A 26298-nucleotide genomic window follows, 5' to 3' on the forward strand; every position below is an offset into this window, starting at 1 on the left:
AGGACACATGTCACAATCGGTTTTAGATTTTATTAAAGAAAATGACGTCAAGTTCATTGATTTACGCTTTACTGACACTAAGGGTAAAGAGCAACATGTATCGATTCCTCATCACCAAGTTGATGAAGATTTTTTCGAAGACGGTAAAATGTTCGACGGTTCTTCAATTGCAGGCTGGAAAGGCATAAACGAATCAGACATGGTATTAATGCCAGTTCCTGAGTCAATCAAACTAGACCCTTTCACTGAAGAAGCGACATTAATTTTACGTTGTGACGTAGTAGAGCCTTCTACACTACAAGGCTATGAGCGCGACCCGCGTTCTGTTGCTAAGCGTGCTGAAGATTACATGCGTTCTACAGGCATTGCAGACACTGTTTTATTTGGCCCTGAGCCAGAATTTTTCGTATTTGACGATGTTAAATACAAATCAGATATGTCTGGTTCTATGTACAAAATTGATTCTAAGCAAGCTGCTTGGAACTCAGATAAAGAATATGCAGATGGCAACACTGGTCACCGTCCAGGTGTTAAAGGCGGTTACTTCCCAGTTGCTCCAGTTGATGACTTCCAAGATTGGCGTTCAGCTACGTGTCTAGTTCTAGAAGAAATGGGCCAAGTAGTAGAAGCACATCACCACGAAGTAGCAACAGCAGGTCAAAACGAAATCGCTACTCGCTTTAATACAATGGTATTAAAAGCGGATGAAATTCAAGAAATGAAATATGTTATCCATAACATGGCTCACTTATACGGTAAAACAGCAACGTTTATGCCTAAGCCAGTTGTTGGTGATAACGGTTCTGGTATGCATTGTCACCAGTCACTTGCTAAAGATGGTGTAAACCTTTTTGCTGGTGATAAGTACGGCGGTCTTTCTGAAGATGCACTTTACTACATTGGCGGCATCATCAAGCATGCTAAAGCAATTAACGCTTTTGCAAATGCGTCTACTAACTCGTACAAACGTTTAGTACCAGGTTTTGAAGCACCTGTTATGCTTGCATACTCTGCACGTAACCGTTCTGCATCAATCCGTATCCCAGTGGTTCCATCTGAAAAAGGTCGTCGTATTGAAGTACGCTTCCCGGATCCAACTGCTAACCCATACCTTGCTTTCTCTGCAATGCTTATGGCTGGCCTTGATGGTATCAAAAACAAGATCCATCCTGGCGATGCTATGGATAAAGATTTATACGACTTACCAGCTGAAGAAGCAGCAGAAATTCCAACTGTTGCAGCATCACTTGACGAAGCACTATCTGCACTTAGCGCAGACCGTGAATTCTTAACTCAAGGTGGCGTATTCACTGATGACTTAATCGATGCTTACATCTCACTTAAGTCTCAAGAAGTTAAAAAGCTTAACATGACAACTCACCCAGTTGAGTTTGAAATGTACTACAGCTGTTAATTAAGCTGTAAAAAATATGTGTGTTCTCAAGCCCGCTTTGCGGGCTTTTTTAATGGTAAAATTAGTCAATCTCCACTAAAGTTAAGTTACCGATAAAAATGCAGGGCTGCAGAGTGAATAACAAGATTTTATTACTATTAATTACTTTAGGATTAAGTAATTATGGTTATGCCGGTGAAACAAAAATATACGCTTGGAAAGATAAAAATGGCGTATTAGTGTTCTCAGACACCCCTCATAAAGGGGCCCAAGAGGTAAAGCTCACCAGCCAAGATCTTAATATGCCTGCAACAAATACTGACATTTTTGACGAGCAACCTCAGCCTCAACAAGCGGCCTTTAGTATTGCTATTTCCTCACCTGATCATAACCAGACTATTCGTGAAAATACCGGCACTGTTTATGTAACTAGCCGAATAAAACCACGCTTTGAAACGGGTTTTACTATACAACTTTTTATTGATGGTAAAGCACACGGCCCAGCCAGTGACAGCTCAACCTTTGCAATTAGAGATGTAGAACGTGGTCAGCACACACTACAATTAAAGCTTTTTAATAGTAAAAACCAAGTTATTGCTACAAGCGAACCCTGCATATTTTTTATGCACCGAAAAGGGCTAAACCTAGGTAACTAAATTGGGGCATTACTAAACGTGCAGCAGTGTATTTAACCATATAACTTGCTTGCAAACATCCACGCACTAAAATGGTGCAGCTATGATTAATAATAAAAACTTTAGCCCTGAGCTACTCGATGCCATTTGGCAAAATCAAACAACCGCTATCATGCTACTTGATAAAAACTTCACCGTTGTATATGCCAACACCAGTACCAGCGAGCTGCTTGGCCTTGGTAATAAGCGCTTGTTAGAACAACCGTTTGATAGCCTTTTTAACTACCATTCAATCGATTTACAGCGTATAGAACAATACTCATTAGTTGAAGGCGTAGATTGCCAGCAGCATAGAGCTGACGTGGTTTTTAGCGATTCTCGCCATGCAAAAGTAGCCGTAAGTACACGACAAATTAAGTTTAATGGCTCGCTTTATATTTTATTTGAGTGGCGCCAAACCGATGACGAAATTAAGCACGACCAAGCGTCTAATCAAATGCATCAATATCAAGCTGCCCGAAACCTAATTAGAGGCTTAGCTCACGAAATTAAAAATCCTTTAGGTGGAATTCGCGGAGCGGCGCAGTTATTGCAGTATGAGGTTGATCAACAAGAAAGAGATCAATGTGCTGAGCTCATCATTGAGCAAGCCGACCGATTACGCGAACTAGTAGATAGGCTTTTGGGACCCAATCAACTTCCGCAAAAATCGTATGGCAATATACATCAATCACTTGAATCAGTTGCAAGGCTAAGTACGTTAGATAATTGTTCTAACATTAGCTTAGTTAAAGATTACGACCCAAGTATTCCTGATGTATACATTGATCAAGGCAAAATTCAGCAAGTGGTATTAAACATTGTTCGAAATGCCCAACAGGCGCTTGTAGATGGCGGTGAAATAACAATAAAAACCCGCATTAATCATCAGCATCGTCGCCCAGGTAAAGCACCTAAAAAAGCCTTGTTGATCCAAATATCTGATAACGGACCAGGTATTGATCCCAGTGTACGCGAAACACTGTTCTACCCTATGATCACCAATAAAGAAGGTGGCTCTGGGTTAGGACTCTCAATAGCGCAAACACTGATAGATCAACATGATGGCTATATAGAATGTGATAGCTGGCCTGGACATACTGAATTTAATATCTATCTGCCCTTTGCAGATTAATGTTTGGAGTTTGCATGAAAACAGTTTGGCTTGTAGATGATGATGCTTCTATTCGATTTGTACTTGAAAAAGCACTAACCCGTGCAGGGTTTAACACAGAGAGCTTTGCTAATGCGCAAGATGTACTAAGCGCCCTAAAGTTTAGCCAACCTACTGTTTTAGTTTCTGACGTACGAATGCCTGGTATGGATGGTATGGCGTTGCTTGAACTTATTGCAGAGCAAAACCCTGGGCTGCCGGTTATTATAATGACTGCGCACTCAGATTTAGACTCAGCTGTAAATGCATTCCAAAAAGGTGCTTTTGAATACCTAGCTAAGCCGTTTGATTTAAACGAAGCAGTGGCGCTGGTCGAAAGCGCATGCAGAGCAAACTCCACTAAAAAAACTAAACGCAAGCAAGCTCCACCAAAAAGTGCCCACATAATTGGTGAAGCGCCCGCAATGCAAGAAGTGTTTAGAGCGATAGGTAAACTATCGGCTTCTAGCATGAGCGTATTAATAAATGGCGAATCTGGAACAGGTAAAGAACTTGTCGCCAGTGCTTTGCACAATCATAGCCCACGTAAAGAAAACCAATTTATTGCACTTAACATGGCAGCCATTCCAAAAGAGCTTGTTGAGTCAGAGTTATTTGGCCACGAAAAAGGCGCATTTACGGGCGCCGACAGCGTGCGTAAAGGCCGTTTTGAGCAAGCCAATGGCGGCACACTATTTTTAGATGAAATTGGTGATATGCCACTTGATGTACAAACACGTTTATTACGCGTTCTTGCCGATGGTGAGTTTTATCGCGTTGGTGGCCATCAAAGTATAAAAGTAGATGTGCGTATTATTGCGGCTACGCACCAAAACCTTGAAGATTTAGTTAAACAGGGCAAGTTTAGGGATGATTTATTCCATCGTCTTAATGTTGTGCGCCTACGTTTACCTGCTCTTCGAGAGCGCACTGAAGATATAGAAAGCTTATCGCAACACTTTTTACATAAAAGCGCTAAAGAGCTACAAGTAGAAAGCAAAGTGCTGAGCCCTAAGGCAACTGAGCAATTACGCTTATTTAATTGGCCAGGCAATGTACGCCAATTAGAAAACACCTGTCGCTGGCTTACTGTAATGGCACCGGGTGAGCTTGTAAGCGAGCAAGACTTACCGCCGGAAATTCTGGATGCTTCGCCAACCCAGGAAGAAGGTGATTGGCTAGATGCGTTTCAGCAATGGCTTAATCAAGAACTTAAACAAGGCAAAGAAAATATTTGGCCTGACATTCAAGCCCAGCTAGAAACTCGCTTAATTAAAACCGCACTGGCTAATTGTTCTGGTCATAAGCAAGATGCTGCTATAAAAATTGGTTGGGGACGCAACACGTTGACCCGAAAATTAAAAGAGCGCAATATTAGCTGATTAAACGCTTTTAACACATTTGGTTATTGATGAAGCTAATCGAACATATTCCATTATTCAAACAAATGGAAATTATAAACAGGCTGCACTTTTTTAAAGAATTTACGCTCAGCGAGCGCCAAGTCTTATTAGAGTCGTTCGGCCTGTTATATTTAGTAAGCCAGCATCAATTTTTATTTAAGCAATACGATAACGACAAACGTTTGTACATTGTACTTAGCGGCGCGTTATTAGTATTTAAACATAATCATTTGCTAGAGCTAGGTACTATTGAGCCCGGTGAATTTATAGGTGAAGGTGCCTTTATAAATAACCGAGAGCGTAGTACCAGTGCTCGCGCTAAAACCGACAGTATAGTCCTCGCTATTACCCCTGAAGCACTCACTCGTTTACCTAATGTTATCCGCGAAAAAATTAAAGACCGAATTATAGAAGGTATGAGTCTGCGCATTGCCAAACTAAGCGAGCATATAGAAACTCACGGTTAGTTCAGTCCATATAAATAATTTGTAGTGAGCAATCAAGCCAGCTGGGGTTATTAACGTGAGCTGTAAACCTGTAAGTATCGGATGGTTTGGCGCCAAAGGGCGTATTTATAAGTGGTTGTGAGTAACTGTATGTTTGCGAATAATTTTTGTAATAAATGACAACGTAACCGTATAAAAACTCCCAACCTAACCTTACAACAGCGCCACTGGGTAAGGTAAAGTCAGCATATTTATCTGTAAATGTGACGAGTAAATCATTGTACTTGTCTTCGCTGCATTGAGTTGTTCGTAACTTTTTAGGCATAACAAAGGTTGTACCCGCCACTGCATTTTTTAGATAAAAGCCTATATTGCCATCACCATAAAAATGATTTGAACGCGTTGTATAGTTAACTTGTGGCTCGTAACCTAGCCCCTGCATAATAGTAGCTAACTGCTCAGTCTCTTTTGGGTAAATTTTGTCACTTGATAAGAGTAATGTAGCCTCACCAAAATCAGGTGGAATTGCCAGCTCTACATATTCATAAGGGAGCGATTGTGCTTTTAGCGCAGCATCGAGCTGATTGCTCTGTTCATCTTGCAAGTTTTCACTAAATACATACACGGTAGGTTGTTGGCACGCAGCTAATGGTAATGCCAGCACACACATTAAAATTCCATTTTTCATAGTTACCCCTTTTGATTACGCTTGTAGTCTATTAAAGGTAACTATTTATAGCAATTTAATTTGTTTGGCTATCTAACCAAGCATCAACACTTTTGCGAGTATATAAAACTTCTTTAAATAAACGATGACGTTCAAACTCGAGTTTTGTTTTTCTCGTGGCATCACCACTAACTAAACGGCTATGGGTATCATTGAACTTTGAAATTACAGCAAAACCGCGCTCATCTTGATCAGCTTGCTTTTTTACAGAATTAGCAAGGTGCTCTCTAACATCGTCAGCAGTTAACATACCTGAATTGTCTAATCCCATTAGCTCTTTTTTCATTGCCAATCTTACGCCCATTTCCTACTCCATTTAATGAAAACTATTTAATCCGCCAAAGTTTTAGCAATTAGCAGGCCATACGTAAAATTAACTGCTGCAAAGGTTACTCTTCAATTGCTTCAGTTTTTTTAAAGACAGATAAAATACATAAAAAATTTCATAGCTATTTAAGTATTACAATTAGCGAAAGTCACTTGCTTTGGTGCAAAAGTAGCTGCAAGCCTTTATACTACAGCTTGTGCGTTACCCCACCGAGAGCAAATATGAACGAAGAATACATAGAAATAGAATTAGAAGAAGAGCCGATTGAGCTTTGTAAATTATTAAAAGTACTAAACTTAGTTGAAGGTGGCGGCCAAGCTAAAAACCTAATTACCGAAGGCTATGTGGGTGTTAACCATGAAATTTGTACAATAAAGCGGAAAAAATTATACAGTGGCGATGTATTAGAATTTGATGGCGAATTTTTTAAACTTGCGCTAAGTGAAGATGCAACCCCTGCAGAAAAACCTGCGGTACAAACTCAAGCAGAGTCAAAGCAAGCTGCACCACAACCAACAAATCAGCCAGCTAAAAGTAAGCGCAAGCGAACTAAAAAACCAAAAGTAGATGATAAAACAGGTCGTCGTCCTATTTCATTTGGTTAAGCATTTAAAAGCCCTCTTTTTATATAAAAAGGTCAACTTGTATAGTTGGCCTTTTTACTCTTTAATAACCTAGTTAATAATAATAAAAACAAGGTTATAAAATGTCTGTTAAAACACCTAAAAATTGGTTTAAGCCAGTTGTATGGGCGGCACTAATATGGAACTTACTTGGCGTTATTGCATTTGCTATGCACATGATGATGACACCCGAAATGATAGGTAAACTTCCACTAGATCAACAAGCTGCCTACTCTAACATTCCTATTTGGTCAACCATTGCATTTGCTATAGCTGTATTTGGAAGCACTTTTGGTTGTCTGTTTTTACTTGCTAAAAACGCGCTGGCAACACCTACTTTTGCGCTATCGCTCGGCGCTATTTTAATTCAGCAATATTATAATTTTGTGGTCATAAACAGTATTGAGCTACTTGGCGCAAGTGCTGTATTTATGCCTATTTTTGTAATCATTATTGCCATTGCTTTACTTTGTTTGAGTATTAAAGGTAAGCAACAAGGTTGGTTACAATAATTAATAAGGGTCGAAATAACTTTTGACCCTACCTCTTTCAAATCATCTCTTGAAATTAAACTTTTCAGCATCATCTCTACTATATTAACTGTACAAAATTCATTCTCTAAACACGATTTTTTACACTGGTATGTACTTTGCAACTCGAACACTACAGAGGTCACTCTTCAAAATATTTTTCTAATTCATAAAGGGGCAAATAATGAATAATAGTTTCGATACCCAACATCAGCTCACAATAAATGGTGAGCAATATCATATTCATTCTCTAAAAGGACTTGGCGACAAAGCGAAACGATTGCCCTTTTCCTTAAAAGTATTACTTGAAAACCTTCTTCGTAACGAAGATGGCGCAAATATAAAAGAACAAGATATTCAAGCTCTCCTTAATTGGGATCCTCAAGCAAAGCCTGCATCTGAAGTTGCCTTTACTCCCGCCCGTGTTGTTATGCAAGATTTTACCGGTGTACCCGCTATTGTAGATTTAGCCGCGATGCGTGACGCAATGGAAAAACTAGGTGGTGATCCTGCAAAAATAAACCCGTTATCACCTGCTGAACTTGTTATTGACCATTCGGTACAAGTAGATGGCTACGGAAATGATGGTGCATTTGATTTAAATGCAAAACTTGAATATGACCGAAATAAAGAACGTTATGAATTTTTACGCTGGGGACAAACCGCTTTTGATAATTTAAAAGTAGTGCCACCTGCAACCGGTATTGTCCACCAAGTAAACCTAGAATACTTAGCGCGCGTTGTTTTTAATGAAGAGCGCGACGGCAAAAAATTCGCTTACCCAGATACGCTTGTAGGGACTGACTCTCACACCACCATGATTAATGGCTTAGGTGTGCTTGGTTGGGGTGTAGGCGGTATTGAAGCTGAAGCAGCCATGCTTGGTCAGCCAATTAGCTTACTCATTCCACAAGTAGTAGGTATGAAGCTAAGCGGCCGCTTACCTGAAGGTACTACCGCTACAGATTTAGTGTTAACGGTAACCGAAATACTGCGTAACCATGGTGTAGTGGGTAAATTTGTAGAGTTTTATGGTGATGGCCTTGCCGACTTACCACTTGCCGATAGAGCAACCATAGCGAATATGGCACCAGAATACGGCGCTACGTGTGGTATTTTCCCAATTGATGATGAAACCATTAACTACCTTCGCTTAACAAACCGCGACGAAAGTCACCTAAAGGTAATTGAGGATTACGCAAAACACCAAGGTTTATGGCGTAACGATGGTGACGAAGCTAGCTATACCGATACACTCGAGCTTAAACTAGGTGATGTTGTACCAAGCCTTGCAGGCCCTAAACGACCACAGGATAGAATTTCCCTAGACAAGGCTGGTGAAGTGATTAGCCAGCATTTAAAAAACTTTCAAGATGAACGTATGGCTCGTCGTGATAATAGCGACGAAGAACAAGCTCGTATTGAAAGTGAAGGGCCAACAACAAATCCAGATGAACCAGTTAACGAAGCGCAGTTTATGGGCGCCGCTAAGGTTAAATTTAAAGGCCAAGAGTTTGAACTAAACGATGGCGCTTGTGTTATTGCCGCAATTACCAGCTGTACTAATACTTCTAACCCAAGTGTTATTTTAGCTGCTGGTTTGGTTGCCAAAAAAGCAAAACAGTTAGGCATTAATGTAAAACCTTGGGTTAAAACATCACTTGCACCAGGCTCTAAAGTAGTTACCGACTACCTAGAAAAAGCAGGCCTGATGGATGACCTAGAAAGCCTAGGCTTTAACTTAGTTGGCTACGGCTGTACTACGTGTATTGGTAACTCAGGCCCACTAGCGACTGAAATATCAGATGCGATTCAAAAGCATAAATTAGTGGTTAGCTCTATTTTATCGGGTAACCGTAACTTTGAAGGGCGTATTCACCAAGATGTTAAAATGAACTTTTTAGCGTCGCCTCCGCTTGTTGTTGCTTACGCCATTGCGGGCAGAACCGATATTGACGTATACAACGAACCCCTGGCTCAAGATGCTAACGGTAACGATATTTACCTTAAAAATATTTGGCCGAGCGTTAAAGAAGTAAGTGACCTAGTTAAAGAAACAGTAACTAAAGAAATGTTCGAAAAAAGCTACGCTAACGTTTACGAAGGCGATAGCCGTTGGCAGCAAATTAAAATACCAGATGGCAAACTTTACGATTGGGATGACGCATCTACCTACATTAAAAAAGCACCATTTTTTGATGGTATGAAAGTAGAACCACCGGGTATTCCTACTATCGAAGGTGCACGTTGTTTAGCTAAGCTTGGGGATTCAGTAACCACTGACCATATTTCTCCTGCGGGCGCTATTAAAGCAGATGCACCAGCAGGTTTATACTTGCAAGAAAATGGCGTAGATAAAGCGCAGTTTAACTCGTACGGTTCACGCCGTGGTAATCACGAAGTAATGATGCGTGGTACGTTTGCTAATGTGCGTCTTAAAAACTTACTAGCACCAGGTACTGAAGGTGGCGTAACACGTACTCAGCCTGGCGATACGCTAGAGAGTATTTATGATGCAGCAATGGAGTATCAAAAAAATAATACGCCTCTCATTATTTTAGCGGGTAAAGAATACGGTACGGGTTCATCTCGTGACTGGGCGGCCAAAGGCTCACTTTTATTAGGCGTTAAAGCGGTTGTAGCACAAAGCTACGAGCGAATTCATCGCTCTAACTTAATCGGTATGGGTGTATTACCGCTGCAATTTAAAGAAGGTGAAAGCTACGAGTCACATGGGTTAACAGGGCAAGAACAATTTGATATTGATGGCCTGTACGATAAAACCGATGAAGTAACCGTTATTGCTACAAATGCCGAAGGTAAAAAAGTCACCTTAAGTGCAGATGTACGTATTGATACCCCTAAAGAGTGGGATTACTACAAACACGGCGGTATTTTACAATATGTACTGCGTAATATGCTCGACTAACAAAGACAGTAGTTAATACATTTAAAAGTCCAGTTTAGTAATAAGCTGGGCTTTTTTATGTGTGCTGTTTGTTGTCTTAAATCAATGCTAAGCATTTAAAGCGTGCCTACACTAAGGCCTGTTGACCTTTCAGGATTAAAATTTGTTCAACCTAGGGGCTATTTAATCGCGGCGTGAGGTTTGTAACCTAGTGGGCTAAGTAAAAACCGAGCAACAAAGAGTAAATAGCCCCTAGGCAGAACCCTTCGGACAGCGCATGTTTGGCATTTATTCCACGTTATCGCCTATTCATGGGGAATAACCACACTACATAGGCTCTGCCTTGCCTAAATACCAAACACACTGCTGCAAATTTAACCTCGAAAGATAAACAGGCCCTAGGGCTACTCTTAGTGAGGTAACTATGTCGCAAACAATGATAATTAGGCTGCTTAAAACATCAATAGTGCTTGGGTTGTGCCTTATCGTGACTGGCCACACTTTAATTGTGTCGAGTTACTTCACTGTTAATCATGGTATTAAAGGAATAATTATAGCGGCGGCATGCATTGCTATAGGCGTGTTGTTGTCGCTTCCTACTAAAATATATTTAACCGTATTATTGATGGAAGCCGAAAAACGTTATTTAAAAAACCATAAAAGCACGCACTCTAAATAATTAGAGTGCACTTAAATTATTAATTTCTTTATTACGTTTTTCTAGTTTGTCTTTTACATTTTCGGCATCATTAAATAGCTTTTTAACCGAGTCTGGGTTCAAAATACTGATCCCCTCTGGTGCAGCCGACATTGTATTTGTACTTGGAGTGGTATTTAAAATAGACGTGTCTTCTGCAGCAATAACAGTAATATCTTTAGGATCGAGTTTTACTTCAATACTTTTTGCATGCGGGTTAGGTGTATCAGAAAAGTGCCATTGGCCTGTTTCATCTTGCCACTTAAAAATTTTGCTGCTTGAGGTAGTACTTTCAGGCATTGGTTCATCAGAAATACTGCTCGCAATTTTATCGCCAGCTTGCTTAACGCCCTGCACTGCTTGGTCCAAAGTATTGCTAGATAGCGCAACCATTTTTTCTTTAATTTGCTGAGATTCACTGCTAATTGATGATGCAGAAAGCCATGTTTGACCATCGGGCTTTTTTAAATAAAACAAAGAGATGACTGCAATAGCCATGATTGATATAGCTAAGTAGGTAAAGTATTTCATAGCGTTCCTGCTTTAATTAATCCTTTATTGCCTTGAGTCTAATAAAAAATACTTAATTAGGCAATTTTTTGTACCCTAATAAAAAAATAAAAACGCAGCCGAAGCTGCGTTTTTATTTGCAATTTAACTACACCGTAGTCGCGTTAAATACCGTCACCATCCATGTGTAGTCCGCATTCTCGGTTTAAACCAAAAAAGCGAGTTTCTTCCTCTGTCATTCCTGGTTCTAACTTACGTGTTGTATGTACGTCTCCCATAGACACATAACCTTGCTCCCATAATGGGTGGTAAGGTAAATCGTGCTTGGTAAGATACTGATACACGTCGCGGTTAGACCATTCAATAATCGGGTACACTTTAACGGTACCACGGCTAATTTCTACAAACTGTTTATCAGCACGTGTAGATGATTGATCGCGGCGCAGACCACTAAACCACGTGCCCGCTTCTATTTCTTTTAACGCACGGGTCATCGGCTCTACTTTATTAAGCTGATTATATTGCTTAATGCCGTCTTCGCCTTTCTCCCATAGTTTACCAAATTTAGCCTCTTGCCATGCTGGGCTAAGCGGCGCTCTATACACCTTTAAGTTAAGTGATAAACGCTCACTCATTTGCTCAATAAACTGATACGTTTCAGGAAACAAATAGCCTGTATCGGTTAATACAACGGGAATATCTGGACGTTGTGAGGTCATTAAATGCAGCATTACTGCCGCTTGAATACCAAAGCTAGATGATAAAAAAGCCGTATTAGGCAAGTTATCAAGCGCCCATGCAACACGCTGTTCTGCGCTCATATTCGCTAGTAAACCATTAGCATCAGCTAACATAGCCGTTTGGCTTTGTTTATCTAGCTGTAAAATGTTTTTAAATTCACTCATGGTAAATTCCAAACCTCACCAGCGCCAAAGCGCTGGTATTTAATTAAGCGTGAAAATCGGTTACTGATACTTTTACTTCAGCAACAATGCCTTTGCGTATAACAAAGTCACCAAAACACTCACCGTCATTGCGCTCGCTCGCCCATTGGCCAATGAGCTTATCGAATGCTTCTAGGTAAACGTCTTCGCCTACGTTCTCAAGGTACAATTTAGGAATACGTGTACCTTCTAAATTACCACCTAAGTAAACGTTGTATTTACCTGGGCCTTTACCCACTAAACCAGCTTCTGCAAGCATTGCGCGGCCACAGCCGTTCGGGCAACCTACAACGCGCATAATAATGCTGTCATCGGGTATACCGTGCTTAGCAAGTAATGCTTCAGTTTTTTCTACTAGGCTTGGTAAGTAACGCTCTGCTTCGGCCATTGCAAGTGGGCACGTTGGCAGTGAAACACACGCCATAGAATTTTTACGCTGCTGCGAATCTGTGTCATCAATCAGGCCATGGCTACGTGCAATCTCTTCAATCACGGCTTTTTGATCTGCAGGTACGCCAGCAATAATTAAGTTTTGGTTTGCCGTCATACGCATGTCACCTTGGTGAACTTCTGCAATTTTACGACAACCTGTTTTAAGCGGCTTGCCTGGATAGTCTAAAATACGACCACTTTGAATAAATAGCGTTAAGTGGTGCTTACCATCAATGCCTTCAACCCAACCAATGCGGTCGCCACGATGAGTAAACTCAAACGGACGGCTTGGTGCAAACGTAACGCCTGAGCGCTTTTCAACTTCTGCTTTAAATACATCAACACCTACACGGTCTAATGTGTATTTAGTTTTTGCATTTTTACGGTTTGAACGATTACCCCAATCGCGCTGCACAGATACAACATGCTCTGCAATTTTTAAGGTATCTTCTAGCGTAATAAAGCCAAAGTCATCGGCTTTGCGCGGATAAGTTGCTGTATCGCCATGCGTCATGGCAAGGCCACCGCCCACTAATACGTTAAAACCAACTAGCTTGCCGTTATCAGCAATTGCCACAAAGTTTAAATCGTTAGCGTGCACATCAACTTCGTTGTTAGGTGGGATAGTTACCGTTGTTTTAAACTTACGCGGTAAGTAGTTAGATCCTAAAATTGGCTCTTCTGTGGTTTCTGCTTTTTCGCCATTTAGCCAAATTTCAGCATACGCTTTCGTTTTTGGTAATAAATGTTCAGAAATTTTTGCAGCCCAGTCGTAAGCTTCTTGGTGTAACTCAGACTCAACGGGGTTAGTAGTACAAAGCACGTTACGGTTAACGTCACCCGCGGTAGCAATAGAGTCTATACCTACGCTATCAAGCATTTGGTGCATGCCTTTAATATTAGGCTTTAATACACCATGAAACTGAAACGTTTGACGCGTTGTTAAACGAATGCTGCCGTAGCTTGTTTTGTCATCTGCAAACTTGTCGATTGCTAACCACTGCTCTGGCTTAATAATACCGCCAGGCATACGTGCACGTAACATTACATTATGTAGCGGCTCTAGCTTTTGCTTAGCGCGCTCACCACGTATATCGCGGTCATCTTGCTGATACATGCCATGAAAACGAATTAGCTGAAAGTTATCGGCTGTAAAGCCACCGGTAATTTCGTCTGTTAAATCTTTTTCTATGGTGCCACGTAAAAAGTTACTTTCTCTTTTCAAACGTTCGTTATCAGAAAGTTTTACGTTTTTATCTTGTTCGCTCATTTTAAATCCTAAATTTGTTACAGTGACGGCTGCTAGCTGTTAAATAAAATAAGAAACGTGATTAATACACGTCTTTCTGATAGCGGTTTGCGCTACGCAAATCTTTTAAATATTGCTCTGCGTCTTCATTGCTCTTGCCTGTGTTTTCTTTAACAATATCAAGCAAGGCGTTGTGTACATCTTTTGCCATGCGATTTGCATCGCCACAAATATAAAAGTGAGCACCGGCTTCTAACCATTCAAACACGTCTTTACTATTACTGCGTAACTTATCTTGCACATATACTTTTTCTGCTTGGTCACGGCTAAATGCAACATCTACTTTGTTAAGTAAACCCGATTTTAAATAACCCTGTATTTCTACTTGGTATAAAAAATCTTGAGTGAAATGTGGGTTACCAAAAAACAACCAGTTTTTGCCTTGCGCTTCACGCGAATCACGTTCTTGTAAAAATGCACGAAACGGCGCAATACCCGTACCAGGACCAACCATAATCACAGGTGTATCATCGTTAGTGGGTAGGCGGAAATTGTCGTTGTGTTCGCTAAATACTTTAACTTTACAACCTTCTTCTGCACGACGAGTTAAGTAACCAGTACAGCCACCTAAATGCTCGCTATCAAATGCATCAAACTGCACTAGACCTAGTGTTAAATGTACTTCGTCTTCAACCTCAGCTTGGCTAGATGCAATTGAGTACAAACGAGCTTGTAGTTTACGTAGGCAATCTACTAATGTTTGTGCATCAATTTTTGCAGGGTTTTGGCGAATTACATCAAATATTTGGCGAGGTTCAATATACGCACGCATTGCGGCTTTATCTTCTACAAGCTTTAATAATTCAGGCGTACCAGTTGCTATTGCGTATTTTTCTACAAAACCTGGGTATGACTGAGTCAGCTCTAGTTTTTCAATAAGTGCGCCGCGTACGCTTAGCTCTTCATCACCTACTTTTACAATGCTTGTTGCATCTATTTGAGTAAGTGTAAGTACTTCATCAACTAATACATCATCATTTAAAAAGTACACACCTAATGAATCGCCTGGTGTGTAAGTAATGTCTGAACCTTCAAGCGAAATTTCAACGTGGCGTACATCTTTAGTCGAGTCGCGACCGGTAATTTTTTGAACTGTTAATAGCTCTGCTTCAAATGGATTTTGTTTTGTATATTGGCTTGAAGCAGTCGTTGGTGCGCCAAATGGCATTGATACAACTTGACCACCAGCGGCTTCTTGCTGCGCTTTTAAATCAGGTTCGAATGCATCAACGGCACCGGCGATCCATGTTGCAGCTTCATCTTCGTAATCTACATCTAAATCAGCACGTTGATATATGGTTTGCGCACCGAGTTTATTTAAACGCTCTTCAAAATCTTTTGCTGTTTGGCAGAAAAACTCATAGCTAGAATCACCTAAGCCAATAACCGCTATTTTTACATCGTCTAGTTTTGGCGCTTTTTTAGTGGCTAAAAATTCGTGAAGTGTTTCTGCGTCTTCTGGTGGCTCACCTTCGCCGTAAGTAGATACAACGATAGTTAAAAACTTTTCTTTTTTCAGGGCTGTTGGTTTGTAATCTGACATGCTAACAAGCTTAACGGCTAAGCCTCGCGACTCAGCCTGCTCTTTCATTTTGGTAGCTACACCTTTTGCGTTACCTGTTTGCGAACCATATAAAATAGTTATCGCTGCTGCATCACCCGCAGCCGCCGGTACGCCAGCAGTAGGAGCGCCTAACGCAGCCGAATTAGCATTTGCAGCTAAGTAACCACTTACCCACGCTTGTTGAATTGGATTAAGTTCAGCCACTAAACCTTGCAGCTTTTGTACTTGATCTTGCGATAGCGGGCTTGCCGCAGCATTTAGTTGACCTAACAACATGAATCGATTCCCCATAACCCTGAAAATTAAACACAACACACTTTGTGTATTGTTAAAAATGAGTTTTACCTCATCCAGAGCGTATCTGTTGAGGTTTTCTAAGTATGTAGGATAACGGGCTCTGCATAGATAAAAAAAGAATAGAATCTGCTTTGATATTCCATTTAGTTATTAATTTATAAAAATACCTTCAAAAACAGATTAAAGGACGATTGTTGCCTTTTATGGCACTTTAAATTAACAATTTTGTAACCTAACTAATGTAGGGTATATTCCTCATTCAAAATAAAAATAGGAACAACTATGTTACACGGGAAATATAAAAATAAACTACTTAGTACCGCATTGTTACTTGGCTCATTACCTGTAATGGCCAATGTAGCTAATGGCGGATTTGAACAATGGTCAGGTAATACACCTAGCTCTTGGAGCACTATTGATAGCGGAATCAGCTTAACGCGCTCAACTAGTACAGTTAAAAGCGGTAGTAGCTCTGCTGCTGTCAATGTAACTACAGGATCGCAAAGTAACACTGATTTACTACAACAAGTTGCTGTAGAAGCGGGTAAAACCTATAACTTTTCGGCTGATGTTTACCACACCGAAGGTAAAATTAAAGCTCGCTTGTATGTAGATGGTTATCAAGGCTATTCAAATCAAGCACAAACTAACCAATGGCAAACAGTTAGCCATAGCTATACAGCAAGCAGTGATAAAACAATTAGCGTAGGGCTTAGGTTTTATGATGTAAGTGGATTTGATGGCAGCGAAACCGTATACGTAGATAACTTTTTACCAAACGCTGATGGTAGCGCATCAACAAGTTGTACCGACAATAGCCTTACACTAACGCTTAATACCGATAATTACGGTAGCGAAACTAGCTGGGCCGTTAATAACAATCAAGGTAGCGCTGTTGCTAACGGCAGTGGTTACGCATCAAACTCTCAGTATGATGAGCAAATATGCCTAACTGATGGTACTTACACACTTGTTATTAGCGACAGTTACGGCGATGGTATGTGTTGTTCAACAGGTAGTGGCAGTTATGCGCTTAAGCAAGGCTCTACCACACTTGCTAGCGGTGCAAGTTTTAATAATACAGACAGCACGGCATTTACTTTAGGTAGTGGCTCTGGTGATGGCGGCGGGACCAACCCAACACCCACTGGCTACTATGTTACTGCTCAAGGGCTATCGGGTTATGCACTAAAAACTGAGCTTTATAATATTATTAAAGATCATAATGCACAGGGTTACTCGGCTATTTGGAATTTTTACGACTCATCAGCACGTGATACATACTTTGAAAACGATAACAGCATTTTAGATATGTATAGCGAAAAACCAAACGGCTCTGACAGCTACAATTATGCTGCGGTGAGCGATCAATGTGGTAACTATAGTGGAGAAGGCGGCTGTTACAACCGTGAGCATTCATTTCCTAAAAGCTGGTTTGGCGGCACTATTGAGCCAATGAACTCAGATGTGCATCATATTTACGCAACCGACGGTTATGTAAACTCAAAACGTAGTAACTTCCCATTTGGTGAAGTAGCAAGCGCTTCATTTACATCAACTAACGGAAGTAAATTAGGTTCTGCCGCAAATTCATTAAATTACTCAGGTACTGTATTTGAGCCAATTGACGAATTTAAAGGTGACTTTGCTCGCGCTTATTTTTACATGGCAACGCGCTACGAAAATGTAATAGGCACTTGGCAAACCAAAACGACCTCAAGTAATGCTGTACTTAATGGTTCAAGCAACCAAGTATTCGAGAACTGGGTTGTAGCCATGCTGCTTAACTGGCATAACAGCGATCCTGTAAGCCAAATGGAACTTGACCGTAACCAAGCAGCGTTTGAATTTCAAGGCAATCGTAACCCGTATATCGACCACCCTGAATTTGTAGAAATGATTTGGTAAAAGTTAGCAGTTAAAACAAAAGCCTTTGCAAATGCAAAGGCTTTACCTTTTAGCGTGTAATATTTTTATAAACACAATGCTTTAAGCTAATTATAAGAAACAGCTGCGATAAGTGATTTTTCAGCTCTGTTTTTCATCAACGTTAAAAGTGAATGATGAAAATCTTGAAATATCACCTCACCCCATATTCGCGAATAAACACCAAAATTTGTATTATCTTGCACGGTCGTTTTTAACGTTAAAATCGTATTGCCGCTTTTATCTTCACTTAACTCATATCCACCGTAAAGAGGTGAAAAGTATTCACCGCCTAGTTTTACGTGTTTATCGAGTGCGTCATCGGGGATAGCATCAGGGTCTATATCAAATCTATAATGCATCTGTTTATTTGGTTGCCAGTCGGTTATTACTTCTTTAAACACAACGCCTTTTTGCCAAGTACTTGTGCGAACAGCGCCTATACCGCTAGCATTCATACTTGCCTTTAATGGCTTTGGTACACCAATTAATTGAGTGAGTGAAAAAGGCACTTCCTGTGGTTTTATGTCACTCACATTAGCTAACTGCTGCCACACAACATTGATGGGCGCGTTAATAGCTATTGAATTTGTTACTTCGTATGTTCTTGATAAATGTAAAAAGTTAACTTCAATAGGTGAGAGCAATATAGGTAACAACGCGATTGATAATAAAGAACTATTCGCTTTTTTTATTTTACGTTTTCTAACAAAGCCCGCAAGTAACCCACCAATGCTGGCAAAAAACATAAAAGCAGGCAAAGCCATTGCCACACAAATGCTCCCTTCAAGCAAAGTAATTATACTTACAAATAAAAAAACAAAAATAGGCTGCCAAGCAATCGTGATCATTTGCCTTTTAGTTAATGTTTTTGATTCGTTGTACTCAAAGTGAATACGAATATAGCCAATAGCAACAGGCACTAAAAACATAAATGATATAGAGACTAAGCTACCTAAATTGTAAGCATTGACTAGCTCTACAAACAGCCGCATAAATATGCCGTAAAGCGTACCAAGTAAAATACCAATTGATTTAGGGGAGTTGAGTTGCATCTCTATTCTTTATTGCTGTTATTAACAATCCGAAAGTAACAGAAGTATTATTTCACCACAAATAAAACGAAATTAACGGCTGCTACCAATAAGCTTTTACAGCCACTAAGACTAAAGGATAATAACCTGCTATTAACACGATACTATTTGGTAAGCAGTCCTCCGGCCCTTAAAAACAAAACCCAATCACTTGATTTATAGTGACTTTTAATCACACTCTGTAATTCCATAATTTTTAACGTAAAGCAGTTTTTTAAATTAACTGTATTAAAAACAACCATGCACGACCTTTTGCCTATACATCCCAGCCTAAGAGCTGATTTACCCTGCATGTTCAATATTCATTTGCTTTAACAAAAGCCGTATTTATTTGATTAAGCAACAATGTTGCAGGAGAGCGCATGCAAACTACACCACCCGGTGATGCACCATCAAACACGCACAAGGATGCTCAAAGCTACGAGCAACTTCACAAGCCGAGTTCAGAGTTTAATACTCGCGACGAGTATCTCGAACATGAATTACAAATTATGCAGCCTAAGCGCTGGCGTCCTAATTTACCGTTTAGAGATTACCGATTTGAATTTGAAGACACCATTCCAGCAATGGCGGGCACAATTGGTAAAGTCGTTATGGTGGGTGCTATTGCGGCAACATTTGCAGCGCCTCTTGGTTTAAGCGATGCATTTGTTTTAGAAAATGTACGTTACGAATTACTCATTGTTTCTATTTTTATCATCTTATTCTCAGGCTTTATTTTACCAACAGCCAACTTGGCTGGTACTCACGGCCCACTTATTCCGTTAATTCCTATTGTTGTTGCTGCTGGCGGTCACCCTATGGCGTTTGGCTTACTCATTGGTGCCTTTGGTTTTATTTTGGCCATAACCAAGGGAGGAAGTATGCTCGCGCGCCTAACCAGTAAAGGTGTATGTGGCGGGCTACTTATTTATTTAGGCTTTATTGGTACTATTTCGCAAGTTAAAAAGCTGTTTGCTTGGGCTGAAGCCATTGATATGGCACACATTGCGTTTATTGTTATTTTAGCCACCATTTTATTGTATGCGCTATTAGAGCACTTTAAAAAGCGTTGGTTAGCCGTGCCGTTAAGTTGCCTTATTGGTGGCGTGGTTGCCTTTGCCTTAGGCGCACCGTTTGAGTTTCATACTGCACCGGGTTTACCAAATATGAACCCAGCTTACTGGTGGGGCGAAAACACGGGCTGGATGCTTGGCCTACCAACGCTTGAAAGCTTTGTTGTTGTACTCCCATTTGCAGTGCTCGCCGTTGCTATGTGGTCGCCAGATTTTTTAGGCCATCAAGTATTTCAAAAAATAAGCTATCCGCAACGCACTGAAAAAGTACAAATGGATATCGACGATACCATGCTAAGTGCATCGGTTAGACAAACATTTGGCTCACTTGCTGGTGGTGCTAACTTTGCCTCCTCTTGGGGTACTTATATTGTGCCTGCTGCTATAGCTAAACGCCCTATCCCTGCTGGCGCTATTTTAACTGCATTATTTTGTATAATTGCTGGTTTATGGGGTTACCCTATGGATTTAGCCATTTGGCAACCTGTGCTTTGTGTTGCGCTTATTGTTGGTGTGTTTATCCCGTTACTTGAGGCTGGCATGGAAATGACGCGCGAAGGTAAAACGACGCAATCAGCCGCTATTGTGGTATTTGCTTCGACCTTAGTTAATCCTGCTTTTGGTTGGTCACTTACTATGTTACTTGATAACTTAGGGCTGATTGGCTGTAAAGAGCGCAGTGCTGAGCTATCTAAAATGAGCCGCTGGGTAATTCCACTTATCATGTTTGTGCTACTTACCACTGTAATGGCAATTGTAGGTATGTTACCTGGTATACCGGCGTTAATGGCTGACTTTAGGCATTAACCTTTAGCTACCACATCTAATATTTACCCACAAAAAAGCACGGCAATTGCCGTGCTTTTTTACGTGTAATTAGTGTTCTAAAAGAACTTTGATCAAACTCCTTTTTACTGATCATTACTTTGGCTACTAGATTACTCGTCATTATTAATAGTGTAATGTATATCTAAAATTTTTAAGGATGAAAGTAGGTCTCATGAATAAATTAAACAATCAAAATAATTATATTAAAAATACAGAAGTTGAAGGTAATAAACGCCTAGTTACAATTAATGTTAGTAGAAATAATATAATTATAAAAAATGGTATAGGGCGCTTTAAACGAGGTCCCTATAAAGGAGTTTCCTTATCATTAAGCCCAGAAGAGGTAGCAACACTTTATCAAGTTGGCGCCGCTGTTGGTGGCTATGTTATTGGAACAATCACTAATAACTATTTCACAAACAAAGGATCTCGGGCATCAAGAGGAACAAGTAAAATATGCAACTTCATGAAGCCAGTACGTAAAATGGCTTGCGGAAAACCTCTTTATTACAGAGATAGAACCCTAGGTTCTGATGGAAGAGCAATTGAAGTATATACATGTGATGACGGTCACGAGTTTATACAACCAACTATATCAACATCTAAACTGAATCATAAAAAAGCGCGGTCTATTGACTAAGCCGCGCTTTGTTTTCATATGTAATTCAGTATTACTGCCAAGAACGCTCAGTAGCCAGTTGCTTTTCAAACGCATCTATTTGTGAGTTTAGCGTTTCGGTTACACCAATAAAGTCTAAACCACTTAACAAACGCTCTTTTACCTCTTTACTAATATCAAAACTAATTGGTGCAAACTTACTGCTTGTTAGTGTTTGATTTTCAAGATCGATTTCAATGTTAATATCGTCGTGCTGCTCGCTAAGTACAAACAATTGCTCAAGCGTATCGGCAGGTAACGCAATGGCTAACATTTGGTTGTTACCACAGTTATTAAAGAAAATATCTGCAAAGCTTTCAGCCAAAATCACTTCAAAACCATATTGCTTAAGCGCCCATGGAGCGTGCTCACGAGATGAGCCACAACCAAAGTTATCGCGCGTTAATAATATTTTTGCACCTTGGTAACAAGGGCGATTTAAAATAAAGTCAGGGTTTGGCTCGTCGTTATCTAGGTAACGCCAATCATAAAATAATGCAGCATCAAAACCTTCACGGCTAGTTGATGTTAAAAACTGCTTAGGAATAATTTGGTCAGTATCTACATTGTTTTTATCAAGTGGGGCCATTAAGCCACTAAAAAATACGCTCATTAGGCTTCTCCTCTAATATCAACAAAGTGACCATGTATTGCAGCGGCTGCAGCCATTGCGGGGCTAACTAAATGGGTACGCCCGCCACGACCTTGGCGACCCTCAAAGTTACGGTTAGAAGTAGATGCACAACGCTTGCCTGCTTCTAGGCGGTCATCGTTCATCGCTAAACACATAGAACAACCTGGTTCGCGCCACTCAAAGCCAGCGGCTTTAAAAATATCGGCTAAGCCTTCGTCTTCAGCTTGTTTTTTAACTAAACCAGAACCCGGTACTATTAATGCTTCTATGCCGGCTACCACATGTTTGCCTTCAACAATTTTTGCAGCAGCGCGTAAATCTTCAATACGGCTATTAGTACATGAGCCAATAAATACCGTGTCTACTTTTGCGCTTGATAATTTATCGCCCGCTTTTAAGTCCATGTATTTAAGTGCGCTGCGAATAGCGTCCGCTTTAATTAAATCAGGTTCTTGGTCTGGATCGGGTATGCACTCATCAACACCAATTACTTGCTCTGGGCTTGTGCCCCAAGTAATTTGTGGTTGAATGTCGTCAGCATTTAGCTCAACAACTAAATCAAAGTGTGCGCCTTCGTCTGTTTTTAAGGTTTCCCAATATTCAACGGCTGCATCAAAATCTGCGCCTTTTGGTGCAAACGGACGACCTTTTAAGTAATCATAAGTAATTTGGTCAGATGCAATTAAACCCGCTTTTGCACCCATTTCTATGCTCATATTACATAGCGTCATACGGGCTTCCATTGAAAGCGCTTCAATGCCTGCACCACAAAACTCTGCTACATAGCCTGTGCCACCAGCAGTACCTAACTTGCCAATTACCGCCATAATTAAATCTTTAGCCGTAACTGTTGGACGCAATACACCGTTAATTTGAATTTTTAACGATTTCGCCTTTTTTTGCTGTAGCGTTTGCGTTGCTAATACGTGTTCAACCTCAGACGTACCAATACCATGCGCTAATGCGCCAAACGCACCATGCGTAGAAGTATGGCTATCGCCACATACAATGGTTGTGCCTGGCAAAGTAATACCTTGCTCTGGGCCCATTACGTGCACAATGCCTTGGTTAATTGAGTTTAAATCGTAAAGTACAATACCAAACTCTTTACAGTTTTTATCAAGCGCCATTAATTGGTTTTTAGATACTTCGCTTGCTGCATCAAGTGATCGGCTTTTAGTCGATACGTTATGATCCATCGTTGCAAAGGTTTTTTCTGGGCAACGTACAGTACGGTTTTTTTCACGTAGACCAGCAAAAGCCTGCGGAGAAGTCACCTCGTGCACTAAATGGCGGTCAATATAAAGTAAGTCGGTTTGCTCGTTTATGCTGGCAACGGTATGTGCTTGCCAAATTTTGTCGTATAACGTTTGGGCCACTTGCTAATTCCCTAATCTGTTTGAGTTACAGCATAACGGTGCTGCAACTTTACTATGTTATTAAATGCGTGAAACGATGGCTGCTGCCACATCGCTTGTGCTGTAACCTGCATTTGGATATATATCTGGTGTGCCAACGCCTGCCTCTACGGCTTCTGCTACTGCTTTTTCAATTGTGCGAGCAGCTTCGTCTTGCCCTAGCGAGTAACGTAGCATTAATGCGGCACTTAAAATTTGTGCTATTGGGTTTGCAACGCCTTTACCTGCAATATCTGGTGCTGAACCGCCTGCTGGCTCGTACAATCCAAAACCCGATTGATTCAAGCTTGCCGATGGTAATAAGCCCATTGAGCCTGTGATCATGGCGCACTCATCTGACAAAATATCACCAAATAAGTTATCGCAAAGTAATACATCAAATTGGCTAGGCTGCTTAACTAACTGCATAGCGGCGTTATCTACGTAAATGTAATCTAAGCTTACTTCTGGGTAGTCTTTGCTTACTTCGGTTACTACTTCGCGCCATAATACGCTTGATGCTAATACATTGGCTTTATCAACAGAGGTAACATGGTTACTACGTAGTTTTGCAGCTTCAAAAGCAAAGCGTGCAATACGTTCAATTTCTTTTCGTGAATATGTTTGCGTATCAAATGCAAACTCTTCTGCGCCTTCACCACTGCGGCCTTTTTCACCAAAGTAAATGCCGCCAGTTAGTTCGCGCACACATAAAATATCAAAACCTTTTTCACTAATATCAGCGCGAAGTGGCGATGCTGCACTTAATGCAGGTAATAACTGTGCAGGGCGTAAATTACAAAACAAACCAAAGTGCTTACGAAGAGGCAATAACGATGCGCGCTCAGGCTGCTCGTTTGGTGGTAAGTTTTCCCATTTAGGACCGCCTACCGAACCAAATAAAATAGCGTCTGAGTTTTCACACGCAGTAAGCGTGCTCTCTGGTAATGCTTTACCAAATTCGTCAATGGCTGCGCCGCCAATTGCATAATGCTCGCGGTTTAGGGTAAAACCAAACTTATTGCTCACAGCATCAAGTACTTGCTCTGCTGCTGCCATTACTTCTGGACCAATACCGTCGCCAGCTAATACCGCAACGCTGTAGTTTGTTTTACTCATCCTGCTTTCCTTTGTTGTTTTAAATCAGACACTTTTTGTGCACGATAAATTAAGTTATAAACACGGATCATGGCGCGTACCGACGCTTCAACCACATCCGCTGCAATGCCCGCACCGTGGTAAGGTCGGCCATCGTATTTAGCTATAATATTTACTTGGCCTAATGAGCTTGCACCTTGGCCTGTCGCTTCTAAGTTATATTCAATCATTTCAACGCTCATACCGGTTAAGCGCTCAATAGCTGCAAACGAAGCTTCAACTGGGCCATTACCTGTCGCGGCTTCTTGTTTAGCTTCGCCATCAATGCGCATTCCAATAGTAGAGCTTGCTACCGATTGTGAGTTAGAGGCTGAGTTAACAAATTCTAATTGGTATTTTTCGTCTTTGTCGTTAATTTGATTAAAGTAAATCATCGCCTCAAGGTCGTAATCGTATACTGTGCCTTTTTGGTCAGCCAATTCGATAAAGCTTTTATATAAGCCATCCATATCGTAATCAGATTTTTGATAGCCCAACTCTTCTAAGCGATGCTCAATAACATGGCGACCCGAACGCGAAGTCATATTTAATTGGTTACTTGGCACACCAACGCTTTCTGGCGACATAATCTCATAAGTATTTTGCGCTTTTAATACACCGTCTTGGTGAATGCCTGAGCTGTGTGCAAAGGCGTTTTCGCCAACAATCGCTTTATTTGGTTGTACTGGCATATTACAAATTTTAGCCACTTGACGAGAGGCGCGATAAATTTCTTCACTTTTAATGTCGGTATATACTTTTAAGTGGTCGTGGCGCATTTTCATGATCATCGCCACTTCTTCAAGCGAGCAGTTACCAGCACGCTCACCAATGCCATTAATAGTACATTCAATTTGGCGTGCACCGGCTTGCACTGCAGCCACTGAGTTTGCTACTGCTAAGCCTAAATCGTTGTGGCAATGCACACTTAAGCGCGCTTTATCAATATTTGGCACGTTATTCATTAAATGGTGGATCATCGCGGCGTATTCGTCTGGCGTTACAAAACCAACGGTGTCTGGCAAATTAATAGTAGAGGCACCAGCGTTAATTGCCTGCTCAACAATTTTACATAAATCCCAATGTGGCGTACGACCAGCATCTTCACACGAAAACTCAACATCGTCTGTGTAGTTACGCGCTAATTTAATTGATTTAACCGCCATTGCCGTTGCATCATCTAGGCTCATACGCAATTTATGTTCAAGGTGCAAAGGGCTTGTAGCAATAAAAGTATGAATACGGCTTTGCTGAGCTGTACGAAGTGCTTCGCCACAGGCTTCAATGTCTTTAGCAACTGAGCGCGCTAAACCACAAATAATCGGGCCTTTTACTTCGGTTGCAATACGTTGCACCGAGCGAAAATCAGCAGGGCTCGAAACCGGAAAACCCACTTCCATCACATCCACATTCAAGCGGCTAATTGTATGTGCTAATTGAATTTTATCATCTTCAGTAAGGCTTGCTTTAAGTGCCTGCTCACCATCACGTAAGGTGGTATCAAAAATCCATACTTTATCTTGCTCTTGCATAACTGCCCCTCATTCCTATGTTGCCCAAATTTCAATTAATCCCAGCCGCGAGATAAAAAAAACCCCGCAATTGCGGGGTTTTTAGTGTTCAACTCGATG

23 protein-coding genes are annotated in these 26298 nt (G+C 40.8%); 12 read left to right on the plus strand and 11 right to left on the minus strand.

The window, feature by feature from the left end; translation table 11 throughout:
* The first annotated feature begins 7 nt into the window (after positions 1-7).
* The 5 genes from glnA (at position 8) to I6F47_RS15545 (ending at position 5090) form a co-directional block, all read left to right on the plus strand.
* Positions 8-1414 carry a glutamate--ammonia ligase gene (glnA, locus tag I6F47_RS15525; protein ID WP_197184152.1) on the plus strand — a complete coding sequence of 469 codons (1407 nt, stop codon included), beginning with the start codon at positions 8-10 and terminating at the stop codon, positions 1412-1414.
* Between the two features lie 113 nt (positions 1415-1527).
* Positions 1528-2049, plus strand: a complete 522-nt coding sequence (locus I6F47_RS15530) for a DUF4124 domain-containing protein (RefSeq protein WP_024589531.1) — start codon at positions 1528-1530, stop codon at positions 2047-2049.
* A gap of 82 nt (positions 2050-2131) precedes the next feature.
* Complete coding sequence (gene glnL, locus I6F47_RS15535; protein WP_007582173.1) at positions 2132-3202, plus strand: nitrogen regulation protein NR(II); 1071 nt, start codon at positions 2132-2134, stop codon at positions 3200-3202.
* Positions 3203-3216: 14 nt separating this feature from the next.
* Positions 3217-4602: a nitrogen regulation protein NR(I) gene (gene ntrC, locus I6F47_RS15540; RefSeq protein ID WP_007582175.1), complete on the plus strand. Its 1386-nt coding sequence runs from the start codon at positions 3217-3219 to the stop codon at positions 4600-4602.
* A gap of 29 nt (positions 4603-4631) precedes the next feature.
* Positions 4632-5090, plus strand: coding sequence for a cyclic nucleotide-binding domain-containing protein (locus I6F47_RS15545; protein ID WP_010554789.1), 459 nt, complete (start codon positions 4632-4634; stop codon positions 5088-5090).
* Position 5091: 1 nt separating this feature from the next.
* On the opposite strand, the gene I6F47_RS15550 is transcribed toward I6F47_RS15545, so the two are convergent.
* Both I6F47_RS15550 and I6F47_RS15555 read right to left on the minus strand, forming a co-directional pair.
* On the minus strand, positions 5092-5757 hold the full coding sequence (locus tag I6F47_RS15550) for a hypothetical protein (RefSeq protein WP_197184153.1): 666 nt from the start codon (positions 5755-5757) through the stop codon (positions 5092-5094).
* A 55-nt stretch (positions 5758-5812) separates the two neighbouring features.
* A complete protein-coding gene (locus tag I6F47_RS15555) occupies positions 5813-6100 on the minus strand; it encodes a hypothetical protein (protein ID WP_197184154.1) in 288 nt (95 codons plus the stop codon).
* Between the two features lie 245 nt (positions 6101-6345).
* On the opposite strand from I6F47_RS15555, the gene I6F47_RS15560 reads away from it, so the two are divergent.
* The 4 genes from I6F47_RS15560 (at position 6346) to I6F47_RS15575 (ending at position 10864) form a co-directional block, all read left to right on the plus strand.
* Positions 6346-6729, plus strand: coding sequence for an RNA-binding S4 domain-containing protein (locus tag I6F47_RS15560; protein ID WP_010554787.1), 384 nt, complete (start codon positions 6346-6348; stop codon positions 6727-6729).
* Between the two features lie 101 nt (positions 6730-6830).
* Positions 6831-7259 (plus strand): hypothetical protein, encoded by a 429-nt coding sequence (locus I6F47_RS15565; protein WP_169044572.1) that lies wholly within the window; start codon positions 6831-6833, stop codon positions 7257-7259.
* 202 nt (positions 7260-7461) lie between these two features.
* Complete coding sequence (gene acnA / locus I6F47_RS15570; RefSeq protein WP_010554785.1) at positions 7462-10206, plus strand: aconitate hydratase AcnA; 2745 nt, start codon at positions 7462-7464, stop codon at positions 10204-10206.
* A 403-nt stretch (positions 10207-10609) separates the two neighbouring features.
* On the plus strand, positions 10610-10864 hold the full coding sequence (locus I6F47_RS15575) for a hypothetical protein (protein WP_010554784.1): 255 nt from the start codon (positions 10610-10612) through the stop codon (positions 10862-10864).
* On the opposite strand, the gene I6F47_RS15580 is transcribed toward I6F47_RS15575, so the two are convergent.
* The 4 genes from I6F47_RS15580 to I6F47_RS15595 all read right to left on the minus strand — a co-directional run bounded on the left by I6F47_RS15580 (position 10865) and on the right by I6F47_RS15595 (position 15917).
* Positions 10865-11413, minus strand: a complete 549-nt coding sequence (locus I6F47_RS15580) for a DUF4124 domain-containing protein (RefSeq protein WP_197184155.1) — start codon at positions 11411-11413, stop codon at positions 10865-10867.
* A 143-nt stretch (positions 11414-11556) separates the two neighbouring features.
* Positions 11557-12297 (minus strand): phosphoadenylyl-sulfate reductase, encoded by a 741-nt coding sequence (locus I6F47_RS15585; protein WP_007582191.1) that lies wholly within the window; start codon positions 12295-12297, stop codon positions 11557-11559.
* A 43-nt stretch (positions 12298-12340) separates the two neighbouring features.
* Positions 12341-14038, minus strand: a complete 1698-nt coding sequence (gene cysI / locus I6F47_RS15590) for an assimilatory sulfite reductase (NADPH) hemoprotein subunit (protein ID WP_007582193.1) — start codon at positions 14036-14038, stop codon at positions 12341-12343.
* Between the two features lie 61 nt (positions 14039-14099).
* A complete protein-coding gene (locus I6F47_RS15595; RefSeq protein ID WP_197112417.1) occupies positions 14100-15917 on the minus strand; it encodes an assimilatory sulfite reductase (NADPH) flavoprotein subunit in 1818 nt (605 codons plus the stop codon).
* 303 nt (positions 15918-16220) lie between these two features.
* Between I6F47_RS15595 and I6F47_RS15600 the strand changes: the two genes are divergently transcribed.
* Positions 16221-17846: an endonuclease gene (locus I6F47_RS15600; RefSeq protein ID WP_165722254.1), complete on the plus strand. Its 1626-nt coding sequence runs from the start codon at positions 16221-16223 to the stop codon at positions 17844-17846.
* An 86-nt stretch (positions 17847-17932) separates the two neighbouring features.
* Here the strand turns inward: I6F47_RS15600 and I6F47_RS15605 are convergent, their stop codons facing one another.
* Entirely contained in the window at positions 17933-18919 is a 987-nt protein-coding gene (locus I6F47_RS15605) for a hypothetical protein (protein WP_197184156.1), read from the minus strand.
* Positions 18920-19320: 401 nt separating this feature from the next.
* Between I6F47_RS15605 and I6F47_RS15610 the strand changes: the two genes are divergently transcribed.
* Together I6F47_RS15610 and I6F47_RS15615 are read left to right on the plus strand one after the other, a co-directional pair.
* A complete protein-coding gene (locus I6F47_RS15610; protein WP_197174228.1) occupies positions 19321-20820 on the plus strand; it encodes a DUF3360 family protein in 1500 nt (499 codons plus the stop codon).
* 193 nt (positions 20821-21013) lie between these two features.
* The gene (locus I6F47_RS15615) at positions 21014-21481 is read left to right on the plus strand and encodes a hypothetical protein (RefSeq protein WP_197174227.1); all 468 of its coding nucleotides are present in this window, start codon (positions 21014-21016) and stop codon (positions 21479-21481) included.
* 31 nt (positions 21482-21512) lie between these two features.
* On the opposite strand, the gene leuD is transcribed toward I6F47_RS15615, so the two are convergent.
* From leuD to leuA, 4 genes are read right to left on the minus strand one after another with little or no spacing between them, the layout of a single operon-like run.
* Positions 21513-22112 carry a 3-isopropylmalate dehydratase small subunit gene (leuD, locus tag I6F47_RS15620; protein WP_024610322.1) on the minus strand — a complete coding sequence of 200 codons (600 nt, stop codon included), beginning with the start codon at positions 22110-22112 and terminating at the stop codon, positions 21513-21515.
* A complete protein-coding gene (gene leuC / locus I6F47_RS15625; protein WP_197184157.1) occupies positions 22112-23512 on the minus strand; it encodes a 3-isopropylmalate dehydratase large subunit in 1401 nt (466 codons plus the stop codon). The genes leuD and leuC overlap by 1 nt, the downstream gene beginning before the upstream one ends.
* A 60-nt stretch (positions 23513-23572) precedes the next feature.
* Positions 23573-24649, minus strand: a complete 1077-nt coding sequence (leuB, locus tag I6F47_RS15630) for a 3-isopropylmalate dehydrogenase (RefSeq protein WP_007582207.1) — start codon at positions 24647-24649, stop codon at positions 23573-23575.
* A complete protein-coding gene (gene leuA / locus I6F47_RS15635) occupies positions 24646-26199 on the minus strand; it encodes a 2-isopropylmalate synthase (protein WP_197184158.1) in 1554 nt (517 codons plus the stop codon). The genes leuB and leuA overlap by 4 nt, the downstream gene beginning before the upstream one ends.
* Positions 26200-26298 lie beyond the last annotated feature (99 nt).

Origin of the sequence: Pseudoalteromonas sp. NZS37 (assembly GCF_015864265.1) — a bacterium.
In the GTDB taxonomy this organism is placed as follows: domain Bacteria; phylum Pseudomonadota; class Gammaproteobacteria; order Enterobacterales; family Alteromonadaceae; genus Pseudoalteromonas; species Pseudoalteromonas arctica.